The organism is Ignavibacteriales bacterium, assembly GCA_026390815.1.
Classification (GTDB): Bacteria; Bacteroidota; Ignavibacteria; order Ignavibacteriales; family SURF-24; genus JAPLFH01.
This window is the reverse complement of the sequence record JAPLFH010000058.1, coordinates 1-22644: the sequence shown is the minus strand read 5'-3', so window position 1 is coordinate 22644 and position 22644 is coordinate 1. Positions and strand designations below refer to the sequence as shown.

Here is a 22644-nt window from a genome sequence, read left to right as displayed (position 1 = left end):
AGGTTCTATTAAAATAAAAAAGAACATTAGCAAACTAATAATTTCCCATACTATTTGTATGAAAAATTATATTTTAGAAAATAATAATCATTATTTTTATATCGCAGTTTAAGGAAGCTGAAATGGTACCTTATCTGAAAATATATAATTCAGATATTCATTTTTAAATAATTTCAGAATTAAATCTTAACTGTTACTTAAAAATTCATTGAGGAATTTATGATTGAAGTTCTTTCCATCATTACATTAATAATTAGTTTAGTCAGTCTCATCATCATTTATATTTTGCTGAAGAAAATTACTGGCACTAATTTATCAGAATTACAAACAACTTTTAAACTTGCATTGGAAGAAAACTCCACCAAGCAAGAGCGACTAATTAAAGATGAATTTTCGCGAAACCGTGAGGAAACAAACAACGCTGCAAAACAAACCCGCGAGGAACTAAGTGGTTCATTCAAACTTTTAAACGATTCTTTCTTTAACAGGATGATAGAGGTTTCCAATCTTCAAAAATCGCAGCTTGAAACGTTTAGAGAAACCATGAACACACTTTCCAGAACGATTGAAGATAAAATGGAATTGTTCCGTGATGGAATGGAGAAAAAACTTCAAAACTTTCAAAATGAATTTTCACTTTCATCAAAACATAGCCGCGAAGAATTATCCGGCACACTAAAATCAATTACTGATTCTTTACTGAAACAACTTTCTGAAACATCGCAACTTCAAAAGAACGAATTGAAATTATTCTCTGAACAGCTAAATAAATTAACGCAAACGAATGAAGTTAAGCTGGATCAGTTGAGAGATAAAGTTGAAGAACGACTTATAAATCTTCAGGACAGCAATACAAAGAAACTTGATGAAATGAGAGCAACTGTGGATGAAAAATTACAATCAACTTTGGAAAAACGACTTGGTGAATCATTTAAACTTGTTAGTGACAGACTTGAACAAGTTCACAAAGGACTTGGTGAAATGCAAACCCTGGCAATTGGTGTTGGTGATTTGAAAAAAGTTTTGTCCGGTGTAAAGACAAGAGGAATACTGGGTGAATATCAATTGGAAAATATATTAGAACAGATTTTATCCCCTGAACAATACTCTAAAAATGTAATAACAAAAATCGGAAGCAAGGAAAATGTTGAGTTTGCTATTAAATTACCCGGAAGAGAAAAAACTGAACAGACTGTTTGGCTACCAATAGATTCAAAATTTCCACAAGAAAAATATCAGTACTTATTAGACGCTTATGAAAGCGGTAACACAGAAAGAATTGATTTGGCAAATAAAGAACTTGAAAAAACTATTAAGTTATCGGCAAAAGATATTAGAGATAAATATTTAGATCCGCCAAACACTACAGATTTTGGAATTATGTTCCTTCCGTTTGAAGGACTTTATGCAGAAATTGCAAAGCGACCCGGAATGCTTGAAATTCTTCAACGGGAATATAAAATAACTGTAGCTGGACCATCTAATCTTTCTGCGTTTCTAAATAGTTTGCAGATGGGATTTAGAACGCTTGCAATAGAAAAAAGAACAAGTGAGGTTTGGAGCCTGCTGGGTGCTGTTAAGACAGAGTTTGGCAAGTTTGGTGATGTTCTTGATAAAACTCAAAAGAAATTACAGGAAGCAACCAATACAATTGATGAAGCAAGCAAAAGAACTAGATCGATTGAAAGAAGATTAAGAGACGTTCAAGTATTACCGGTTGCAGGGCAGCCAGCATTACTTGATGAATCAAATTTGCAGGATACACCGGAATAGTAATTTAAAAATGAAGATTGCCCTGGGAAATTGAAAATTGCGTAACTGTTAAATTTATAAATTGTTGTAACTCCAACAGCAAATTAACCATTAAACAATTTTGCAATTAAATAAATTTCCAGGGAGGATTGAAGTCATTAACCCGAAAACTCATATCGCTTGCGTCTTTACCGATAAAAATCAGTTCTTCACCGATTTCTTATTCCGCCACAACATTACTTTGATATTTTTGTATGTAAAAATAATTGAAAGGATCCAAAATGGTAGAACGTAAAAATAGAATCGGCGGTAGAGCTATTATTGGAGGAATTTTTCTACTTATGGGTGTATTATTCCTTCTATCCAACTTCGAAATGATAGATTTCAACATACCTCACATTCTTTTTTCGTGGCAAGTAATTTTAATAATAATCGGCGCCATTATAATAATTAATTCTAATGATGTAGCCGGGTATATTCTTGTTGCTATTGGTGTCATTTTTCTTTTATCGAAGTATTATTTTTTCAATGCATGGGAATTGTGGCCCATTGCATTAATAATCCTTGGTATTTATATACTCTTAAATGTTAAACGAAAACCAAAAAATTATCATTCAAATCATTTCGAAAATTCGAGGTCTAAAGGCACCGAGATTAATGAAGATATCCTTGATGAAATGGCTGTATTCGGTGGTGGAAAACGATATATAAATTCAAAGAATTTTCAGGGTGGAAAAATAACTGCTATTATGGGTGGAGCCGAGATAGATCTTTCTGATTCCCAGTTAGCTCCTGGTGAAAATGTAATTGATATACTTGCGATTATGGGTGGGGTATCTTTCTACGTTCCAAGAGATTGGAAAGTAATTCTAAAGATCACTCCACTATTTGGTGGCTTTAATGATGAAAGAAGAAGAGATAGAAATGCAGTTTACCCAGATGATAAAGTTTTAATTATTAAAGGGGTAGTTATCTTTGGGGGTGGCGAAATAAAAGAAGCATAATAAATCAAATGAATAATCCTCTTTTAAAACTTAAGAATTTCATTTATTATTTAATTTTCTGGACAACTGTTTCAATTGTTCAATTCATTCTTCTTGCTGAGGCGCTGGCTTTTCCGTGGGGTTACGCTGCACTTGATAGTTTAATTTCCAATGTAAGTTTTATGTTATTAGGAGTAAGCTTATGGTATATGGTAAAGTATATCAACATTCAGGAAAATACATTTATAAAAGTTTTACTTCAGAATAGTGTTGGAATAATATTAAGTGCTTTAATTGCTGTTGGAATAACTGATTTCATCTTTCGTAATATTCTATTATCAGATGATCAGACAATGAAATTTCTGTATAGTACTTTTTATTGGCGATTACTGCTTGGTGTACTTTATTTCACTTTGATTGTATCAATAAACTACTTGATAATTTTTTATTATAATTTAAGAGATAAAATTGAAAGAGAAGTTGAGCTTAATACTCTAGTAAAGGAGGCTGAACTCCGCACATTAAAGTACCAGTTAAATCCGCATTTCATTTTTAATAGTCTTAATTCGATTAGCTCATTAACGATTACTAATCCAGACAGAGCAAGGGAAATGATTATTAAGTTGTCTGGATTTCTTCGATCAACTTTATCAGAAAATGAAAAGCAAACCAATGAACTTGGAGAGGAGCTTAAGAATATAAAATTGTATCTCGATATTGAAAAAATCAGATTCGGTGATAAATTTGAATTGATTGAAGATTATACACCTGAATGCTTAAAAGTAAAAGTACCAAACATGATATTCCAACCATTGTTTGAGAATGCCATCAAGTATGGTGTGTATGAAAGTCTTGAAAAAATATTTATCAAAGTAAAATGTTCGCGGGAAAATAATTATCTGAAGTTTACAGTTGAAAATAATTTTGATGAGGAAATAAGAATTAAAAAAGGGAAAGGAATCGGTTTGCAGAACATTAAGAACAGGTTAAGTTTAATTTATAACCAGGATAATCTGCTTTCGGTTGAAAAGAAAAAAGATTTATTCACTGTTAATGTATTTATTCCTATAGCTTGAAGGTAAATAAGATGGAAAAAAAGATTAAAGCAATTTTAATTGATGATGAAGATTTAGCCAGGGAAATTGTTAAAAAATATGTTCAATCGTTTCCAGCAATAGAAATTTTAACTGAATGCAGCAATGGTTTTGAAGGAATTAAAGCAATAACTGATTTGAAACCGGACATTGTATTTCTCGATATTCAAATGCCAAAGATTACCGGGTTTGAAATGCTTGAGCTATTGGAAGAAAAGCCAATAATTATATTTACAACTGCATACGATCAATATGCATTGAAAGCTTTTGAGGTTAACGCGATTGATTATCTACTAAAACCATTTTCTGAAGAAAGATTTGGTGAAGCGGTTGATAAAGCAATAGCCAGATTGAAAAATAAAAATGAATATGTTGCTGAAGTAAAAAAGCTGCAAACTCACCTGGATGATCGGGAAGAATTTCTGGAAAGAGTAATTGTTAAAAGCGGGGCTAAGATTTCAATCATCCCGATAGATAAGCTTAATTATTTAGAAGCCCAAGATGATTATGTTATGCTCTACACCGAGGAAGGTAAATTCCTAAAGCAAAAAACTATGAGATATTTTGAAGATCATCTTGATCCTGCCGACTTTATTCGGATACACCGATCCTACACCGTTAGGCTTACTAAAGTTAAACAAATCGAATTGTTCGAGAAGGAATCATACAAAGTTATTTTAACAGATGGAAAATCTTTGCCTGTTAGCAAGAGTGGTTATGCAAAGCTGAAAGAGTTTTTTAATTAAAGCTTGAAAAATAAAATTTATTTTAGAACCAGCATTTTCTTTGTTTTACTAAATTCACCTGCATCAATTCTGTAGAAATAAATGCCACTTGAAAGTCCGGTAGCATTAAAAATAACCTCATAATTACCTGGCAATTTCAAATCATCTATCAATGTTTTTACTTCCCTTCCTAAAACATCAAATACCTTAATGCTAACTTGTTTTTGTATAGGCAAGGAATATTTTATTGTCGTCACCGGGTTAAAAGGATTGGGATAATTTTGACTTAGGTAAAAGTATTCCGGTAATGGTAAAGGTCCTTTGCAAATTGGCAACTCAGGACTATTTGTAAAGAAGTATTGAACTAGACCAGCATCCTGCTTTAATTCAGTAATGCTGTTTATGTTATCATTTCCTCGGGCTATTATTATTGCAATCGTAATCTCCTGTGTATCGCCTGGAGCTAAGTTGAATGGACCCGTTGACATAAGTATTCTTCTATCGCCAGGATTTAATCCAGTTATCCAACCTTTACCTTCGTACCAGCCAATCTGATTGACAGGATCACCAGATAAAACAAATTTTGTTGGTAAAGAATCAACTGGATTAATAAATGGTCCACCGCTTCTATTTAAACCTTTCAAATAATTATAAAATTGTTGTTTCCCATCGAATGATTCTATTGGGTCGAAATCATAAGGAACAAATAGTAAAAAACTCGTCATCTCATGATTTTTATTTGTCCATTTTTCATCATCAATAATCTTGGCAATTCCATTTTCTTTAACTAAAGGTCCTTTTAACAACAGGTATCCAACGGCAGGAGGATTTTTACCGTAATTTCCTTCATCATTGTTATCAGCATTATAGCAAAAAGCTAAATTTAGAATCGTATCACATCCCACATAGTCATCTAAACCATTGCCAATATCCGGATCTGACCAATAACCTAAATACATAGAGTCAATAGTGTTTTTACTTTTATTTATCACTTTATATTTTTTGAAAACAGTTCTGCCTAAAACATTAGTAAGATTGAATCCATAAACCGTGGTCTGAATTTCGAGACCGATTGGATATGAACCATAAGTTAATGAAACTCTATTTGTATCAAGGTCGTTTGAAACATACCAGAGTATTTCATCGCCAAGAATTTCTGGTTTATCAATTCCTCTCGTAAATTTTCCATCAAGATCAATATCAATCCAGGGTGCTCCGTCTTCAACTGGCCATTCATCGTAATTTTTTTTATAAGAATTTTTAAGATTACCTGGTGGTAAACCTTCCCAACCACGTGTTAGTTTGTAAACCCTGTATTTTTCCAAATTAGGATTATCCGGTTGTCCTTCATTCAGAATTTTTCCTGCCTGTAAACCTATACGATGTGTATTTCCATTAAAATAAATTTCATTATTTACTATTCCTCCAAAAACTAATCCATCCTGGAAAATTGCTGTATGAGTAGAATCTTCTCCTCTCCGCCAATAGAAACCAGGTCCATCAGTATTTGGATTATGTGAACCGCTTCCATTATTAGAAACCCACATTAGTATTTGGTTTATAGAAATGAAATTATAATCATCGTTTGCTGTTGTCTTAAAAAGCTTTTTTGTTTTTGGTTCTTCAGCATAAGAGATACTTAGTAAAAGAAAAATTATTAAGAGAAAACAGATAAAATTTTTTATTTCAAATTTCAATTCAGCCCCAATATTGTAAAAGAAGTTTCTTAGATATTTAATGATTCAAAACCACTCTCAAATAAAACAAAAAGAACTTGACTGTCAAGATAGAAAATCCATAATAAACTTTTCTAATACCTATCCAGCTTAAACTTTTCGCCAAGATAAAGCTTTCTAACATCGGCATCCTCGGCAAGAACGTTAGCTGTTCCCTGCTTAAATATTAATCCGTTTATAAGAATATATGCTCGATCGACTATGCTAAGTGTTTCGTGAACATTATGATCTGTAATTAAAATTCCTATTCCTCTATTTTTCAGGTTTGCAACAATGTTCATAATATCTTCAACAGCAATTGGATCGATGCCGGCAAATGGTTCATCAAGCAAAATAAAATCTGGATTGGTTGCAAGAGCACGCGCAATTTCGGTTCTTCTTCTTTCGCCCCCGCTTAGCTGGTAGCCTATACTTTTCCGGATATTAGCAATAGTTAAATCTTCCAAAAGTTTTTCACATCTTTCTTTTCTTTCTTTAATAGAAAGTTTTGTCATTTGAAGCACAGCCATTAAATTGTCTTCAACGCTCAATCTTCTAAAAACTGATGCTTCCTGTGGCAGGTAACCAATTCCCATCCTCGCCCGCTTGTACATGGGCAGCTTGGTAAGTTCTTTATTATCCATAAAAACTTTACCATCATTTGGTTTTATCATTCCAACAATCATATAAAAGGTGGTAGTTTTACCAGCGCCATTTGGACCAAGTAATCCAACAATTTCTCCTTTAGATACTTGAACGGAAACTTTATTTACAACTTTTCGTTTTTTGTAAATCTTAATTAAATCTTCGCTTCGTAAAGTCGAATTTTCCATTTTAAAACTTATTATTTTTTAATTGGTCTTTTGTCATTCCTTTTCCATCTTCCATAAACCTATTCCCATTTTTAAGCATTTCATCTTTCTTTGGTCTATTATTAAAAATAATGAGAGCTGGCAAAGTATAATTCAATTCATTTCCTTCCACTAAATTTTCCGGGTAATAATCGCTAACAGGATTTGAATAAAGCTTTACCTCATCAACTATTTTATCCTTAAAAATAATTTTGGCTTTTTGAGAACTTGATTTAGTTAAACCGTTTGGTTCATCGTCTTCGTAAGTATAGTAAATACTAAGAACATTTCCGGCAACATCAGTATGGTTTATTCCAATGCTATCAAAAAATATTGATACCTTATCACCAGAAATTTGATCATATCGCTTTTCATAATTTTTATTCTGAGAAAGGATAAATCCGTTATTAAAAACTTCAACTTTATCAAGTTTGTTTTTTTTCAAATAAATATTTATGCTATCTCCGGAAAGCTGGGTAAGTTCAAACCAAAGTATTGGAAGCGGTTCTTCAGCTTTTCTTTTCATCGTAACAATTTTATCCTGGTTCCTGTACAAGATTGAATAGTTATTCTTTGATGCAAATTCATCGCGGACAATTCTTACTGAATCTATTGCAATAAACTTTTTGGAAGTATCATTAAAGGATTCCATAATCCGCGAAGAAATAACCAGAGTATCTTTCTTTCCATCTTCAGTTGTATCTACCTGGACTAATAATGGAAACTTTGTCATCAAAGTATATTTCTTTTTTGAATAATCCTCCAGGTGGCTTCCATAAATCACCGTATTGTTTTTTGAATCAATGATCTTAACATTGTTTTCAGCAAAAGTAATTTTATCTTTTCGAAGATGGACAATGCTATCCGCATAAATTGTATTGATCGAATCCATAATAATAACGCTACCAACTGCAATTGCCCTTTCTTCATATTTAAAATAAGTTAGCTGGTTGCTGGTTAAAGTAGTAACAGTATCATACAGTTTAACTTTATCAGAAAAGAATGCACGATTTTCATTAAAATAATAATTTCCGTTTACAGCAGTTAGAATAACTTTTCGATCATTAAGTTTTACACCGGTATAACATTTTGCAATCCGATCATTACCATAATAATATCCCTTTTCTGCATTGATGGTTAACGTATCCTGAGTAACAACCACATTCCCTTCAAGGATGGCGTCATTCTTTGCCAAATATTGAGTTGCATGGTTACAAGTGATATTAACATTCCCCTGAATTAGAATTACATGCCCGAATACTTCTCGAATGTTTTCGCCATTTATCATTTTACCAACTAAGCTATCGCCAACAATTGTTATCATTTCTCCTTTGTTCTGGCTAAAGAGTAAAAGCGGAGAAAGAATAAAATATGTAATAAAGATTTTTTTCAATTGGTCTTTTGTTTTGTATTATCAATGGTTGTAATGTAAGTGATTTTAAAGATAATATAGTTCTTTAAATTTTGGTCAGATTCAAAACCATATCCTTGAATCTTTTCTTTAGGTGAAATTATTGTAACAAATTTATCCGAGACAATTTTTTTATCCTTTTGCCGCCACATTAATTCTTGAGTTGTTAAAGTAACTCCGCTATCATTTTTGGCTACAACACTGTCTATTGCCCACATATTTTTGGTGATGTCATCCACTCTTCCCTTTAAAGATGTAAGCGTAGTTGTTTTAATTTCATTCTCATTATAAAAATCGATTTTAATTTTATCTAGCAGAGTCTCACTTTTCTCATTATACATACGCATATGCTGGTAATAAAGAATTGCCTTCAGCTTCCCTTCGTCTGTAAAATTCACTTTGGAATTCCAACCTTCCTGGGAGGGAAGTATTTTTTCGCTCAATGAAGGATCGATTGGAGGTTTAACTTTTTCTTCCGCGCAACCTGAAATAAGAATAGCAAAGAATAAACAAATAGCTGCAAGATGAGATGTTATCGTTTTTACAATTTTAGAATTTAAGATTTTGAAAAGGAATTTTGTTTTCCCAGTTCTCTCAATTACCCAATCATTCATTCCACAAATATTAGATTCACCGATTCTGCGATTCACCGATTCTCCGATTCGTACAATAAACTAATTTAAAGTGTTACCTAGTCTGCAATCCAAGTTTAACAAGATCATGAAGGTGAACAATACCAACAGGTTTATTAAATTCATCAGCCACAATCAATGATGTAATTTTAAAATTTTCCATGTACTGCAAAGCAAAGGATGCCAGGTATTCCTGCTTAATGGTTTTAGGATTTATGGTCATAACATCTTCAGCTTTTAGATTTTTTATTTCCAGAGTTTTTTCAAGCAATCTACGCAAATCGCCATCGGTAATTATTCCAACTAAAGAATTGGAATCATCAACCACGGCAGTAACTCCAAGCCGTTTATACGTTATTTCAAGGATAGCATCTTTTAAAGAAGCTGATTTTTTAACAATAGGAACTGCTTCACCTTCAATCATTATTTCAGAAATTTTAAGTGAAAGTCTTTTACCCAAGCTTCCACCAGGATGTAAAAGAGCAAAGTCCTCCATGGTAAATCCTTTGTATTCAAGAAGAGCTATGGCAAGCGCATCACCTAATACCAAAGTTACTGTACTTGATGCTGTTGGAGCGAGATCGTATGGACAGGCTTCTTCCTTTACACTGATGTTAAGAACAATATCACATTCTTTTCCAACTTTAGAATCTTTTCTACCAACCATTCCAATTAACACAAGATTTAATCTCTTAAGCATCGGAATCAATTTAATAATTTCTTCTGTATCACCACTCTTGGAAATTAATATTACTACATCTTCAGTTCTTACCATTCCAAGATCTCCGTGCAGCGCATCTGTGGGATGAAGGTAAATTGCCGCTGTACCGGTTGAGTTTAATGTAGCAACAATTTTTCTTGCAATTAGTCCCGATTTACCCATCCCGGTTAAAACAACTCTACCTTTGGAATCAGCAATTACTTTTACTGCTTTAATAAATTCTTCATCAATTCTTTCTTCCAGAACAGCAACTGCGTTTGCTTCAATGCGTATTACTTCTTTTGCTTTTTGTATAATTTGATCGATAGACAAAATAACCTCAGTTAAAAATTTTAATTTGGAATTTGCATTAGGTTTAATCAGGAATTTGTTTTCACAATTCTGTCAATACTCAGAAGTTCAACAAGCAATTTCTTCAATTTGCTTAAAGGATATTGACTGGCAGCATCGCTTAAAGCCTTGGAAGGTTCTGGATGTACTTCCATAAACAGAGCGTCAATTCCGACTGCAACTGCGGCTCTTGCCAGTGCAGGAATATATTCTGGTTCTCCACCAGATTCCTCTCCCTTACTTGGAATTTGCACAGAATGAGTTGCATCCATTACAACAGGAAAACCAAACCGGCGCATAATTATCAGTGAACGCATATCAACAACTAAATTATGATAACCGAATGTTGTTCCTCTTTCTGTTAAAAGAATATTTTTATTTCCGGTAGACAATATTTTTTCGACAGCATGTTTCATATCCTCAGGTGCAAGGAATTGCCCTTTTTTGATGTTTACTGCTTTACCGGTTTTACCTGCAGCAATCAGCAAATCCGTTTGCCTGGATAGGAAAGCCGGAATTTGAAGCACGTCTACAACCTGTGCTGCCTTTTGCGTTTCCATTTCTGTATGAATATCCGTTAAAACAGGAAGATCAAATTCATTCTTCACCTTTTCCAAAATCCTCAAAGCTTCATCATCACCAATTCCAACAAATGAATTAATACTTGTTCTATTTGCTTTCTTGTAACTGGATTTAAAAATAAACGGAATACCAAGTTCACTTGTTATTTTTTTAATCTCTTCAGCAGTTGAAAGTATGAGAGATTCGGATTCAATAACGCACGGTCCAGCAATTAAAACGAAAGGAAGCTGGTTGCCAATATTTATATTCTTTAATTGCATTTTATTAATTGAAGATTTTCATTCATTATAAATTTAAGTAAATAGAATACTTTATTGGTTTCTTCCAAAACAAAATTAATTTTAATCGAACAGACTTTTTGTTTCAGTTGATTTATGTTTACTCATTCCAAACCTTATATACGCCAATTCGGTTGCTTCCCTACCGCGAGGTGTACGCTGAATAAATCCCTGCTGAATTAAAAATGGTTCATAAACTTCTTCAATTGTTCCAGGGTCTTCATTAACGGCAACGGCAAGAGTACTTAATCCTACGGGTCCACCTCTAAACTTTTCAATGATTGCAAGAATTATATCTTTATCCATTTCATCAAGACCATATTCATCAACATCAAGAGCAGCTAAAGCTTTTTTAACGATTGCAAGATCAATCATTTTTTTATTTTCAACATCAGCAAAATCACGGGTTCTTCTAAGAAGCCGATTTGCTATTCTCGGCGTTCCTCTTGAACGTTTTGCCAGCTCGAAAGCAGCATTTTCATCTATTTTTAGATTTAGAATTGCAGAAGAACGTTTAACAATTCTGCTTAACAATTCCGAATCATAATAATCTAACCGGGATTTAATTCCAAATCTATCGCGCAATGGAGCTGTTAATAAACCAGCACGGGTTGTTGCTCCAATTAAAGTGTATTGTGGTAATTTAATTTGTACAGAACGGGCGTTAGGACCGCTGTCGATCATAATGTCCAGTTTGTAATCTTCCATCGCGGAATAAAGATACTCTTCAACTACAGGACTTAACCGATGAATTTCATCAATGAATAAAACAGATTTTTCTTCCAGATTTGTAAGCAGTCCGGCTAAATCTCCAGGTTTTTCTAAAACAGGTCCGGATGTTATTTTAATTCTTGAACCCATTTCGTTTGCAATGATGTAGGCAAGAGTTGTTTTTCCTAATCCAGGTGGACCTGTAAGCAATACATGATCAAGTCCTTCATCTCTCTTTCTTGCGGCTGAAATAAATACTTTTAGGTTATCAGTTATTTTTTGTTGTCCAATAAAGTCTTCAAATTTGGAAGGACGCAAAGTCAGTTCAAATTGTTTTTCTTCAGTAGTTAAATTAGTGTTGGTGTTTTCTGATTTTCGCATTTAGAAATTTAATCAATCCTTAGATCTTTTCGGTTACTAATTTCTTTTTTCTATAATATCCCTTAACAACCTGGAAACTTTGAACTAAAGCAATCATCAAAGAAACCATCAGAATAGCTGCCGCAATTGTTGTCCATAAATCTAATCTCTTGGCAAGTATATTATATAATCCTAAGGACCAAGGACTACCATACAATATAACAAGATGGATTACATACACAGGTAAGGTATTGCGTCCAATTTGGATGAAAAGAGATGGTATTGTTTCCAATCGAATTGCCAAATAGGAAACTAAGCTGTTAAGTAATAAGACAACTCCTAATCTAAAAAATATAAGATTAGGGCTTGTAGTCCAAAACGCACTTTCTTTGTATAATAAAAATTCAAGTCTATCTCCAATTAGGGAAAGAGCTATAAAAGAAATTCCAATTGCAAACAGATTTAGGCTAAACCGTGTTGATTTGAATACACCCGGATTATTTTCCAGGTAATGCCCTAACATTGCACCAGCTAAAACAAATCCTACCCATGGTATAAGCGGAAATAACGAGCCTGTCCCTTGATAGAAATATGCAGCTATTGGAAATGGCAAAAAGTTTTTCCATTCAATTTTCATAATGATTGGATAAATTGCAAAAATTATAAATGCTGTTGTGGCATAAATAAAAGAACCTCGTACTTTGAATTTTTCAGCAAGGAATGTTAGTCCAATTGTAAACAATAGACCAAATGCAATCAAGTGGAGAACATCTACAGTAAAGAAAACCTGCCATTGAATTGATGTAACATCACCAAAATAAAATAAGTATGGCGTAGGCCAGCGCATCAAATATCCGAGTCCGATTAAAAGAAAAAATCTTTTTATTCCTTTTCTAATGCGTGGATTTTCTTTAAACGGAAGTTTATTGAAATGAAGTAAGTAAGTAAAAACCGTTCCGGCGGAAAACAGGAATATTGGCGCCGTTAATCCACGCAAAAAATTCCAAAAATTAAAAATTGAAGAATCATAACTGCGGTAACTATCTGCTAAAAAAGTATCAATTGTATGACCTTGAACCATCATCAGAACAGCAATGGCACGCATCAAATCAATAAATATTATTCTATTTTTCTTCATTCCAAAAATTGAATTATCCAACTTGAGACCTTAAAAATTCTTAAAAAACTACACTAAAAATACGGAAAGATTTGCTTGAATTAAAGGCTAAATCTTTGCTGAACAAAAATTGATCGGGAAATCAAAACAAAATGTTTTAATTCCTTGGATGGGTGTTAATCCATTCTTTTAAATAATTGGCAATAGAACCGGTTGAAGCACCGGGAGTAAAAACTTCTCCAACACCCAATTTCTTCAATTCCTTTAGATCGGCTTCGGGAATAATACCACCGCCAACCAACAGTATATCATCTAATCCTTTTTCTTTCATAAGCAAAAGCACTTTTGGAAAGATCGTCATATGAGCACCGGAAAGAATACTAATCCCAATCACATCAACATCTTCCTGAAGAGCTGCTTCTACAACCATTTCCGGTGTTTGCCTTAACCCAGTATAAATCACTTCCATGCCGGCATCTCTTAAGGCAGCAGCAATTACTTTTGCACCCCGGTCATGTCCATCAAGTCCTGCTTTAGCAATCAACACTCTAATCTTTTTTTCCATTTAGTTAATCTCCTCAGATTTATTTTTAATTTCTGCACGAATGATATCAGCAAAGTTTTTCATTTCTCTTTCTTTATAATTTTTAAGATTCAGCTTAAAGTAAATTTTATCTTTAAAGTAGCGTGGAGTAATGTGCATATGAAAATGAAACACCGATTGCCCTGCAGCCATTCCATTGTTTGAAAATATATTATAGCCGTCCGGTTTCAAACTCTTAACCAAACCTTCTGTAACAAATCTTGTAACCTTTATTAAAGAATGCAAATCTTCTTCTGGAATTTCAAGAAAATCTGTACAATGGAATTTCGGAACCACAAGAATGTGCCCAAAATGAATTGGTTTAATATCCAGGAAGGCTAAAACCTTCTCATCCTCATAGATAATTTCGGCTGGAGCTTTCTTTTCAATAATATCACAAAAAATACAGTTCATCATTTACAAATTTACTTGAGTAAAATTAACGATTTTTAGATTGTTTTAATAATGATTTTTGAAAGATGCTGTTATTGAGATTGCAATGGTTGATTGAGAAAAGGATTTTAACACTTGGAAGCTATGCTGATAAATATTTTTTCTTCTTACCAAATACTCCCAAAAATCCCCCGGTATGAACAAAAAGAATATCTGATTTTTTTCTATTCATTAAAAAATGCTGCTGGTAAGCATAAAATGCTTTCCCAGTGTAAGCCGGATCGAGAATAATGCCAGATGTTTTTGCGAATGATTTTATTAATTGAATTTTTTCAACAGAAATATTTTTATATCCTTCTTCAGAAAAACCATCAAGGATTTCAAGTTGGGATTCATCAATCTTACAATTTAATTTGAATTTATCGATGCAGGAATTTGCTAAAAGCAAAATCTTCTCTCTTATTTCATTAGCAGAATAAAGAACGTTTACACTAAAGATTTTAAGTTTTAAATTATTTAATGCTGCTCCTACCAGCAAACCTGCGCTGGTGCCACCTGAACCTGCAGCGGTTATAATTCCTTTAAGCGATTTAGAGTTAATTTGTAACTTAAGTTCATCAATAAAATTTACGTAGCCCCAAATACCAAGTTCTGAAGATCCGCCTTCAGGAATGATAAAAACTTTTTCCCCGGCTTTTGCAAATTTAATTTTTTCATTCTCCATTATATTATTCACATTCCAATATTCTTTTTTATTCAAAAAGGAAAATTCTGATCCAATGAATTTATTGATAAAGAGATTACCATCGGCAAATTTTGTGTCTTTCCCCCAAAGAAATAATTTTGACTTAAATCCTTGAGAAGCTGCTGCAACCGCCGTTGCCCTGGCGTGGTTTGATTGTTCTCCTCCGCAGGTAAAAATATAATTCGCTTTTTGTTTTTTAGCTTCATATAACAGGTACTCAAGCTTTCTTACTTTATTCCCAGATAATTCCAATCCTGTTAAGTCATCTCGCTTAATAAGGAATTTGCAGCCTTCAAATGAAATCAATTGAATTGGTGTTGGAATGTTTGCCAGAGTTATTTTCCTGGGGTGTATCATTTGCAAAATATTTATGTTAAAGTAACCCGGAATTAAGTATCAGTTCATTTCAGGTTTTAATTTTTTCGCTGCGTAAATATCTCCGGTAATATAAACGTGCTTTTTCCAAATCCTCCGGAGTATCAACAGATAGGCTTTCTAATTCAGTAACCACTATTTTTATTTTAAATCCATTCTCTAACATTCGTAATTGTTCTAACTTTTCAATTTGTTCCAGATCAGTTGGCAGAAGAGTTGTAAATTCAAGTAAAGCATCGCGTCTATAAACATAAAGTCCAATGTGTTTATAAATTTCTGCTAATGTAATCCTCTGAATATTCGAATGAGCTTCCCGTACAAAAGGAATGGGAGCGCGGGAGAAATAAAGCGCATAGTTGTTATAATCATAAACAACTTTAACTACTGATGGTGATTTTAATTCCTCAACGTCGGTAATTCTTTTTACAAGAGTTGTTACGTTTACGCATTTATCGAATAAAAGCGGCTCAATAGCTTCGTCAATCATTCTGCCTGGAATAAATGGTTCATCTCCCTGGATGTTTACAATTATATCCGCATTTGGAATTTTTTTTGCCACAAAAGCAATTCTATCTGATCCGGTGGAAATATCCTTCGGTGTCATTATTACTCTGGCACCAAACACTTTAGCTACCTGGTAAACTTTTTCATCATCAACAGCAATTACAACTTCATGAAGAAGTTTGGATTTAAGCGCGCTTTCATATGTATGCTGAATCATCGGTTTGCCGCCAATGCTTGCAAGTGGTTTTCCCATTAAGCGTGTTGATGCGAATCGAGCCGGAATAATTCCAAGCGTCATTTAGAAACCCTCAGTTAATCCACATTTATAACTTTTGGTACCTTGAAAAATTGATCGTCTTTATCAGGAGCATTCTTTAACGCTTCTTCGGTTGGAATTGATTGTATTAATTCATCTTCTCTAAAAACATTGCTCACTTCAACGGGATGAGAAAGAGGTTCAATATTTTCAGTATCCAGCTCATTCAGCTTCTCCATATAATCAAGAATTTGATTAAGCTGATGTGTAAAATTTTCCAGTTCATCTTCTTTAAAATTTAATCTTGCAAGCTCCGCAATATGTTCAACATCTTTTCGTGTTACAGACATTTATTCCTCAAATAGTAATTTCTTTTTGCAAATTTAATAAATCAATTGAATAGTAACTAATTTGTTAATCAAGTTTATCAGAATTAGTTAGTTTATCAGGTTGGAAGGTTTTTCAGGTTTGAAAGTTTGTCAAGTTTGTCAAGTTTGAAAGTTTGTCAAGTTTGAAAGTTTTATTAAGATTATAAATTTTACAATGTTTTAATTAAAGCAGAAATCATTTTGGAAATCGTTAAAGATTGATCATTCAATTCTTTCCATCTTTGTTGAGGAATATAACCAAGTTCTTTAGCTAAATCCAACATGTTTCTAACTTCACCAGAGCTCCCTTTTGCAATAAAAAGGAAATGTTTAAATTCATTATTGCTCTTTCGTTCATAACCTTCCGCTATATTATTACTGATAGAAATAACGGCTCTTTGAATTTGATCTTTAAATCCAAAATCTTTAATCATGGAGAAACATTTATAAATCTCAATCGCTAATTCCTTTGATTTCTGATATACAATTATTTCCTCAAACCTTTCAAACTTCAAATTATCCTCAACTAGATTTTTTTAACATTATCAACCTGATGAACTTTATAACTTGACTAACCTTCCTACCTGATAAACCTTCCAACTTGACAAACTTTTTACATGTTAAACTTTCTAACTGCTTAACTTTCCCACTTTCTAACTTCCTTTTATTGCCGCCACTCTTTTCTTAACCGATGGGTGACTGTAAAAAAACCATTCAACAAAAGGATGCGGTTCTTTGTCACCAAGATTTTGTTCGTTTAGTTTTTCCAAAGTTCTGATGAAATCTTCTGGTTTGTTGGTTACTTTTACAGCGTATTCATCAGCCTGGTATTCAAACTTCCGCGAGATTGCACTGCCAATTGGAGATTGAATTATGCCAATAAGCATTGCCCATAGAGATAGAATTGGAATTGCAGATACCTGTGTTATGTGATTAAATCCAAACCAGCTAATTGAAACTTGATACAGAACCGCCAAAAGATAAAGTGTTAAGAAACTTGTTACTGTTCCAAAAATAATATTCTTTAAAATATGCTTGTGGTAATAATGTCCAAGTTCATGTGCAATAACAGTTTCAATTTCATCAGTGGAATAATTTTCCAGTAAAGTATCACCGAGCAAAATTCTTTTTGATTTCCCTATTCCGGTAAAGGCAGCGTTTGCTTTCTTGGTATTCTTGCTCATATTAAATTTCATTACTGCTTTTAATTTTAAACCAGCTCCGGTTGCTAAATTTTCTATCTTGCTTTCCAAGTCCTGGTTTTCTAATGGAGTTATTTTGTAAAAGAGTGGAAGAATAAAAACCGGGACGATCCTTGCAAGAACTACTGAAACGATAAAAAGAATGATTGCGAACGGAAGCCACCAGAATGAACCAAATCTAATCATTACATAATAAAAAATAAAAAGCAAAGGTATGCCGATTACTGCTGAAACTAAAACTCCTTTTAGGTCTTCCCAAATCCAACCCCAGAAAGTTTGATTAGAAAGTTGAAATTTATGTTCAAGATAAAACTCAGAATAAAAATTAACCGGAAAGAAAATTATAGAGCCAGCCAATCCGGTTACAAAAACGAATGATAAAAATATTAAATAGTTGTTAGATAAATATCTTGAAAGGTAAATTTCTACGGCAAGACTAAATCCAAGCAATATGAAAAGTAATATAAGAATAAAGGAAGCAATGCCTTTCCCAATTCCAACGCCAAGTTTTATATTATTATATTTTTTTGAATCCATTGCTCTAAAGATAAGTTACAAAGAAATGTAGTTCAAACAAATTAAGTATAACAGATTCAATCCATTGTAATTTATTGGTTATTACTACTAAATATTGCGTACAATTATCAGTAGTCAGTAATTAACGCTTCAGCGGGAATATTCAAATTATTATGGAGCGATCGAATCATTTGCAAACTTAGCTTTCTTTTTTTGCTTAATATTTCGGATACTCTGCTTTTTGAACCAAGAATGTTAACCAGATCCTTGTTAGATAATCCCATCTGCTCCATTCTAAACTTAATAGCTTCAATAGGATCGGGAGATGCAATAGGAAAATTTCTTTCCTCATAATGCTCTATTAAAAGTGACAATAAATCAAGCTCATCAAATTCAGGCATATTGGGTTTTAAATCCAGATGCATTAATTCATAAATCCTCTTTAGCGATTTTTTATATTCACTTTTTGTTTTTATAGGTTTTAGCATATTGCAAATCCTTTATATTAAGTTTGTTATAATCTTTATGCGTTCCTATCCATATAATGAAAACAATACCAATATAATATTCAATATCAGCCACCAATCGATAATGATTTCCTTTTATGTTGAAGACAACCCGCTTATCTGAAATGATTGAAGCATTTTTATAATGTTTCTTTAATTCATTTGGACTTTTCCATTTGGCTTTTTTAGCTTCATCAAACCAGGCTTTTAGTGGTTCTTCAGCATCCTGATGTTTACTCCAAAATGCAATTAAAATATTTCTGGAAATAATTCGCATAATTCTGTTTATAATATAACAAATGTTCCCAATATGGGAAAGGCTGGCAGGATTGCTAACGGATGAAAACTGATAGAATGTAATATTTTATTTTCCGGCTAACCAAGTAATAGTTTATTATGCCAGGATAATAAGAATAAATTTTATAAATTCATTAGAATTTACTTGACACTCTTTTTTTATAATTGTAGATTATTTTCAGAATTTATTAGGCAATGTGTTGAGGGTGATAAAACAACATAATAATCTTTGGCAGTCCTGATATTTAATCCCCATATTTTTTAGGAATATTAGTGAATAATTTAATAAATACTTTTTTAATTGATGCCTTTTCTATTATAAACAAAACGAAGTGAGGTTTATCTTTAGTATAATCATTTCTTAAGAAATAGAAATATGTTGTTATTAGAGAAATTCTTAGTCGTTGTTTTATTTGATAGACTTTTCCTAAACTAACCCAACCTCGTTGTGTTATAAATAGACTGATTCATTTATGAAAGCAGTCTCGTTGGATACAACGATCCACGATTCAAATCAAATCTCTCCTTCGCTGTATGCAACGGGTGCAGTTTTACAAATAAAATAGCTGTTGTTGCACTTACAATTGTAAGTTTTTACAGTATTTTATTGGTTTTTCAATTATTTAACCTGTTTTTAATGGAAATTGCCAAATATTTAGATAATTAAATGGTTCTTTTAATAAATATGCTCTTTGTTACTTTTCACATTATCATCAACAAATTATTGGAGGGAGAATATGCCATTTAGAAAACTGCCTAATACCGATATTCAGCGTTTAGAGGCTTTACGTTCTGCTTCAGATAAAGCTAATAACACGCCATTAACTGAACTCGCTTTTAACGAAACAAACTTTAACATACTTAAAACCTTTTATCCAGACTTTAAAAAAGAAATGGATGAAAGAGGAAATGCTCTTTCTGTTCAGTCAGAATCTACAACTGCGCGGATTGAAGTGGAAGACAATTGCAGAATGTTTACTTCTCACTTTTACCAGGTATTTAACCTTGGTGTGGCAAGAGGTAAATACAAAGTAAGCGATAGAGCTTACTATCAATTGGATGTTAACCAGGAAACTGTACCTGATCTTAAAACCGAACAGAATTTAAGAACCTGGACAGAGAATATAATTAACGGAGAACCAAAACGTACAGCAGCAGGCGGAGCAGAAATGGTTAATCCTTCTATAGCAGAAGTTGAAGCTGTATATAATACTTATGTAATTAAATTAACAGAGCAGAGCACAAAGAAGGATGCTTATGAAAAAGAGCAGAAAGATGTAGATAACCTTCGTGCAGAAGCGGATGAATTAATCCGTGATATTTGGGATGAGATAGAATTCAAATTCCGCAAAGATGATTCTTCTGCAATGAGAAGGAAAGCACGTGAGTATGGTGTTGTTTATGTATCCAGACCGGGTGAACCCGTAGATGAAATAAAACCAGAGGAAAAACCGATTGAACAACCAACGACATAGGATGTGAATATTTATTGGTTGATTTAATTTGTTTTTAGAAAAAATAATAAAAGTAAAAGCAACACACCTCTTCTTTTTCCATCCTCCCTTCGGGAGGCAAGCTCGAGAGAGGAATTAAAAGTGGTGTGTAATTTAAAATAATTAAAGTGTATGAATATTTCCAAACATTAAAATAAATTGATGAAGAATTAAAATGAAAAAATTATTCTCAAGCCTGATAATGATTCTTATTTTCAATGCCTCTTCCTTATTTGCTACCACCTATACTTGGACAGGTTCAATAAGTACACAATGGAATGATATTTCAAACTGGTCTATACCTCCGGGAATGGTGCCCGGGGCTCTACCAACTTCTACAGATGATGTTGTTATTCCTTCCAGTATTACAGGACATTTCTGGCCAACTCTTAATACCACTGGTTATTGTAATTCAATTACAATATATGGATCATTTGATCTATCAGATCAATGGCTCTATTTATATGGAGATTTTATCAATAACGGTTCTTTTAATGCTGGAACCGGTACAGTAAGATTTCTGGGTACTACACACAACATATATGGATCGAATTCGTTTTACAATATTTATGCAGGTGATTATTCAAGTTTATTAATTACATTTCATGCTGATCAAACAATCAGTAATGATCTCCAATTAGCTGGGACTATCAATACAGACATTTATAATCTTAACGGTGCTAATACGTTACATTTATTTTTATGGAGTGCAAGTATTCTTGAAATGGGAGGAACAAGTTATTTATCTTCAATTAATTATTATGGAATAGATCCTGAAAGCACTATTAAGTTCAAAGGCTCAGATCAAAATATTGGTAATGCCTCAAGCACAATTAATTATGGTAATATAATAATCTCTGGAAGTGGAACTAAGACACTAATAGGGAACATAAACGCAAGATATATTACCGTAGAAGCCGGAACATTTAATTTAGGTTCTTATGGGATAGGATATCCATCGCCACCATTTACTGTCCCAACTTTAACACTACAAAGTGGCGCTACAATGATAGTTGGGAACAGTATACCATCAGGTCATCAATTGAATTTCCATTCTATGAGCACGGTCGAATTTAATGGTAATGTAATGCAAAATATCTCAACCAGTTATGATTATGGTAATTTAACATTTAGCGGAACAGGTCAAAAGTGGATTCCGGCTAATAATACTATAGTGAATGGTACTCTCACTTTATATAGCGGTTATACAATTGATGGTTACACCAGACTAAATGTTGTAAATAACAATTATCATTTTGCCGGAAGTGGAGCGCAAACCATATCGTCAAAAACTTATAATGACGTACAAGTCTCTGGAGGAAGTATAAAAACTTTAGAGGGGGATGCGACAATCAATGGCGCTCTAACTTTGACTGACGGGAAAGTATCATTAAGTTCCTACAATCTTACAATAGGTTCAAGTGGGTCAATCACCGGCGCAAGTTATTCGAATTATATCATCACAAGCGGTTACTTACGCAGAGAAGGAGTTGGTTCTAGCGTTGATTTCTCTTTTCCAGTTGGAGCTGATGCTTCAAGTTATAATCCTTTGGTAATCAATAACTCTGGCACTTCCGATAGATTTGATGTTCACGTGGAAACGGGAATCAGCCCGGCTCATGCCAACAGTAGCAATTGTTTGCCACGAACCTGGACAATTGCTGAAGGAACCACTGGGGGTTCGAATACTTCCATAATATTTCAATGGGCAGGTTCTGATGAGAATGCCAATTTTACCGCAGCAAGAACCGGTAACAGAATTCAAGCTTTCAGACACAATGGTTCTGCTTGGGTAGCAGTCGGATCTGTAGGGGGAGCTTCAGGTTCCGGTACTTATACATTCACTATTACGGGTATTACAGAATTTTCAAATTTTGTCTTAGGTGATGGTAATGCGCCCCTTCCCGTTGAACTAAACTCATTCGCAGCATCATCAAGTGGAAAAAATATTATCCTCAACTGGCAAACGGCAACAGAGGTTAATAATTATGGTTTTGAAGTACTGTACTGGTTCAGCGGAAACAGGAATTTCGGTATCGTGAGATAAGGTAGAAAATCAGTTAGCATTTCTAACCTCAGCTCTGTTTAGTTTAGCCTTCGAAAGTTTATCCTCACGTAATTCAAGTTTATGATCAATACGATTC

23 protein-coding genes are annotated in these 22644 nt (G+C 33.3%); 6 read left to right on the top strand and 17 right to left on the bottom strand.

Annotated elements, in window-relative coordinates; translation table 11 throughout:
• The first annotated feature begins 219 nt into the window (after positions 1 to 219).
• From rmuC to NTX22_18130, 4 genes are all read left to right on the top strand, one after another.
• Entirely contained in the window at positions 220 to 1773 is a 1554-nt protein-coding gene (gene rmuC / locus NTX22_18145) for a DNA recombination protein RmuC (GenBank protein MCX6152453.1), read from the top strand.
• A 260-nt stretch (positions 1774 to 2033) separates the two neighbouring features.
• Positions 2034 to 2756, top strand: a complete 723-nt coding sequence (locus tag NTX22_18140; protein ID MCX6152452.1) for a DUF5668 domain-containing protein — start codon at positions 2034 to 2036, stop codon at positions 2754 to 2756.
• A gap of 8 nt (positions 2757 to 2764) precedes the next feature.
• The gene (locus tag NTX22_18135) at positions 2765 to 3811 is read left to right on the top strand and encodes a histidine kinase (GenBank protein MCX6152451.1); all 1047 of its coding nucleotides are present in this window, start codon (positions 2765 to 2767) and stop codon (positions 3809 to 3811) included.
• An 11-nt stretch (positions 3812 to 3822) separates the two neighbouring features.
• On the top strand, positions 3823 to 4575 hold the full coding sequence (locus NTX22_18130) for a LytTR family transcriptional regulator DNA-binding domain-containing protein (protein MCX6152450.1): 753 nt from the start codon (positions 3823 to 3825) through the stop codon (positions 4573 to 4575).
• Between the two features lie 17 nt (positions 4576 to 4592).
• On the opposite strand, the gene NTX22_18125 is transcribed toward NTX22_18130, so the two are convergent.
• The 17 genes from NTX22_18125 to NTX22_18045 form a co-directional block, all read right to left on the bottom strand.
• Positions 4593 to 6251, bottom strand: coding sequence for a T9SS type A sorting domain-containing protein (locus NTX22_18125; protein MCX6152449.1), 1659 nt, complete (start codon positions 6249 to 6251; stop codon positions 4593 to 4595).
• Positions 6252 to 6364: 113 nt separating this feature from the next.
• The gene (lptB, locus tag NTX22_18120) at positions 6365 to 7102 is read right to left on the bottom strand and encodes an LPS export ABC transporter ATP-binding protein (GenBank protein ID MCX6152448.1); all 738 of its coding nucleotides are present in this window, start codon (positions 7100 to 7102) and stop codon (positions 6365 to 6367) included.
• Between the two features lies 1 nt (position 7103).
• Positions 7104 to 8513, bottom strand: coding sequence for a hypothetical protein (locus tag NTX22_18115; GenBank protein MCX6152447.1), 1410 nt, complete (start codon positions 8511 to 8513; stop codon positions 7104 to 7106).
• Positions 8510 to 9181 (bottom strand): LPS export ABC transporter periplasmic protein LptC, encoded by a 672-nt coding sequence (lptC, locus tag NTX22_18110; GenBank protein MCX6152446.1) that lies wholly within the window; start codon positions 9179 to 9181, stop codon positions 8510 to 8512. The genes NTX22_18115 and lptC overlap by 4 nt, the downstream gene beginning before the upstream one ends.
• Before the next feature lie 37 nt (positions 9182 to 9218).
• Positions 9219 to 10196 carry a KpsF/GutQ family sugar-phosphate isomerase gene (locus NTX22_18105; GenBank protein MCX6152445.1) on the bottom strand — a complete coding sequence of 326 codons (978 nt, stop codon included), beginning with the start codon at positions 10194 to 10196 and terminating at the stop codon, positions 9219 to 9221.
• A 47-nt stretch (positions 10197 to 10243) separates the two neighbouring features.
• Positions 10244 to 11056, bottom strand: a complete 813-nt coding sequence (gene kdsA / locus NTX22_18100) for a 3-deoxy-8-phosphooctulonate synthase (GenBank protein ID MCX6152444.1) — start codon at positions 11054 to 11056, stop codon at positions 10244 to 10246.
• A gap of 81 nt (positions 11057 to 11137) precedes the next feature.
• Entirely contained in the window at positions 11138 to 12166 is a 1029-nt protein-coding gene (ruvB, locus tag NTX22_18095) for a Holliday junction branch migration DNA helicase RuvB (protein MCX6152443.1), read from the bottom strand.
• A gap of 19 nt (positions 12167 to 12185) precedes the next feature.
• On the bottom strand, positions 12186 to 13283 hold the full coding sequence (locus tag NTX22_18090) for a heparan-alpha-glucosaminide N-acetyltransferase domain-containing protein (GenBank protein ID MCX6152442.1): 1098 nt from the start codon (positions 13281 to 13283) through the stop codon (positions 12186 to 12188).
• A gap of 136 nt (positions 13284 to 13419) precedes the next feature.
• The gene (locus NTX22_18085) at positions 13420 to 13827 is read right to left on the bottom strand and encodes a cobalamin B12-binding domain-containing protein (GenBank protein ID MCX6152441.1); all 408 of its coding nucleotides are present in this window, start codon (positions 13825 to 13827) and stop codon (positions 13420 to 13422) included.
• Positions 13828 to 14262, bottom strand: coding sequence for an HIT family protein (locus NTX22_18080; GenBank protein MCX6152440.1), 435 nt, complete (start codon positions 14260 to 14262; stop codon positions 13828 to 13830).
• A gap of 118 nt (positions 14263 to 14380) precedes the next feature.
• Entirely contained in the window at positions 14381 to 15340 is a 960-nt protein-coding gene (locus NTX22_18075; protein ID MCX6152439.1) for a pyridoxal-phosphate dependent enzyme, read from the bottom strand.
• A 49-nt stretch (positions 15341 to 15389) separates the two neighbouring features.
• Positions 15390 to 16160 carry a 3-deoxy-manno-octulosonate cytidylyltransferase gene (gene kdsB, locus NTX22_18070; protein MCX6152438.1) on the bottom strand — a complete coding sequence of 257 codons (771 nt, stop codon included), beginning with the start codon at positions 16158 to 16160 and terminating at the stop codon, positions 15390 to 15392.
• A gap of 14 nt (positions 16161 to 16174) precedes the next feature.
• Positions 16175 to 16468: an Asp-tRNA(Asn)/Glu-tRNA(Gln) amidotransferase subunit GatC gene (gatC, locus tag NTX22_18065; protein ID MCX6152437.1), complete on the bottom strand. Its 294-nt coding sequence runs from the start codon at positions 16466 to 16468 to the stop codon at positions 16175 to 16177.
• Positions 16469 to 16656: 188 nt separating this feature from the next.
• On the bottom strand, positions 16657 to 17001 hold the full coding sequence (locus NTX22_18060; GenBank protein ID MCX6152436.1) for a four helix bundle protein: 345 nt from the start codon (positions 16999 to 17001) through the stop codon (positions 16657 to 16659).
• Between the two features lie 138 nt (positions 17002 to 17139).
• On the bottom strand, positions 17140 to 18225 hold the full coding sequence (locus tag NTX22_18055) for a M48 family metallopeptidase (GenBank protein MCX6152435.1): 1086 nt from the start codon (positions 18223 to 18225) through the stop codon (positions 17140 to 17142).
• Between the two features lie 107 nt (positions 18226 to 18332).
• The gene (locus NTX22_18050) at positions 18333 to 18692 is read right to left on the bottom strand and encodes a transcriptional regulator (GenBank protein MCX6152434.1); all 360 of its coding nucleotides are present in this window, start codon (positions 18690 to 18692) and stop codon (positions 18333 to 18335) included.
• The gene (locus NTX22_18045) at positions 18664 to 18987 is read right to left on the bottom strand and encodes a type II toxin-antitoxin system HigB family toxin (GenBank protein ID MCX6152433.1); all 324 of its coding nucleotides are present in this window, start codon (positions 18985 to 18987) and stop codon (positions 18664 to 18666) included. The genes NTX22_18050 and NTX22_18045 overlap by 29 nt, the downstream gene beginning before the upstream one ends.
• Positions 18988 to 19744: 757 nt before the next feature.
• Between NTX22_18045 and NTX22_18040 the strand changes: the two genes are divergently transcribed.
• Together NTX22_18040 and NTX22_18035 are read left to right on the top strand one after the other, a co-directional pair.
• Positions 19745 to 20482 carry a hypothetical protein gene (locus tag NTX22_18040; protein MCX6152432.1) on the top strand — a complete coding sequence of 246 codons (738 nt, stop codon included), beginning with the start codon at positions 19745 to 19747 and terminating at the stop codon, positions 20480 to 20482.
• A 193-nt stretch (positions 20483 to 20675) separates the two neighbouring features.
• Positions 20676 to 22547, top strand: coding sequence for a hypothetical protein (locus NTX22_18035; GenBank protein ID MCX6152431.1), 1872 nt, complete (start codon positions 20676 to 20678; stop codon positions 22545 to 22547).
• The last annotated feature ends 97 nt before the right edge of the window (positions 22548 to 22644 follow it).

What these genes read in the sequence shown, in the direction of transcription:
- rmuC (MCX6152453.1), top strand. Translation starts at nt 220, where the DNA reads ATGATTGAAGTTCTTTCCATCATTACATTAATAATTAGTTTAGTCAGT.
- NTX22_18140 (MCX6152452.1), top strand. Translation starts at nt 2,034, where the DNA reads ATGGTAGAACGTAAAAATAGAATCGGCGGTAGAGCTATTATTGGAGGA.
- NTX22_18135 (MCX6152451.1), top strand. Translation starts at nt 2,765, where the DNA reads ATGAATAATCCTCTTTTAAAACTTAAGAATTTCATTTATTATTTAATT.
- NTX22_18130 (MCX6152450.1), top strand. Translation starts at nt 3,823, where the DNA reads ATGGAAAAAAAGATTAAAGCAATTTTAATTGATGATGAAGATTTAGCC.
- lptB (MCX6152448.1), bottom strand. Translation starts at nt 7,102, where the DNA reads ATGGAAAATTCGACTTTACGAAGCGAAGATTTAATTAAGATTTACAAA.
- kdsA (MCX6152444.1), bottom strand. Translation starts at nt 11,056, where the DNA reads ATGCAATTAAAGAATATAAATATTGGCAACCAGCTTCCTTTCGTTTTA.
- ruvB (MCX6152443.1), bottom strand. Translation starts at nt 12,166, where the DNA reads ATGCGAAAATCAGAAAACACCAACACTAATTTAACTACTGAAGAAAAA.
- NTX22_18090 (MCX6152442.1), bottom strand. Translation starts at nt 13,283, where the DNA reads ATGAAGAAAAATAGAATAATATTTATTGATTTGATGCGTGCCATTGCT.
- NTX22_18085 (MCX6152441.1), bottom strand. Translation starts at nt 13,827, where the DNA reads ATGGAAAAAAAGATTAGAGTGTTGATTGCTAAAGCAGGACTTGATGGA.
- NTX22_18080 (MCX6152440.1), bottom strand. Translation starts at nt 14,262, where the DNA reads ATGATGAACTGTATTTTTTGTGATATTATTGAAAAGAAAGCTCCAGCC.
- NTX22_18075 (MCX6152439.1), bottom strand. Translation starts at nt 15,340, where the DNA reads ATGATACACCCCAGGAAAATAACTCTGGCAAACATTCCAACACCAATT.
- kdsB (MCX6152438.1), bottom strand. Translation starts at nt 16,160, where the DNA reads ATGACGCTTGGAATTATTCCGGCTCGATTCGCATCAACACGCTTAATG.
- gatC (MCX6152437.1), bottom strand. Translation starts at nt 16,468, where the DNA reads ATGTCTGTAACACGAAAAGATGTTGAACATATTGCGGAGCTTGCAAGA.
- NTX22_18055 (MCX6152435.1), bottom strand. Translation starts at nt 18,225, where the DNA reads ATGGATTCAAAAAAATATAATAATATAAAACTTGGCGTTGGAATTGGG.
- NTX22_18050 (MCX6152434.1), bottom strand. Translation starts at nt 18,692, where the DNA reads ATGCTAAAACCTATAAAAACAAAAAGTGAATATAAAAAATCGCTAAAG.
- NTX22_18045 (MCX6152433.1), bottom strand. Translation starts at nt 18,987, where the DNA reads ATGCGAATTATTTCCAGAAATATTTTAATTGCATTTTGGAGTAAACAT.
- NTX22_18040 (MCX6152432.1), top strand. Translation starts at nt 19,745, where the DNA reads ATGCCATTTAGAAAACTGCCTAATACCGATATTCAGCGTTTAGAGGCT.
- NTX22_18035 (MCX6152431.1), top strand. Translation starts at nt 20,676, where the DNA reads ATGAAAAAATTATTCTCAAGCCTGATAATGATTCTTATTTTCAATGCC.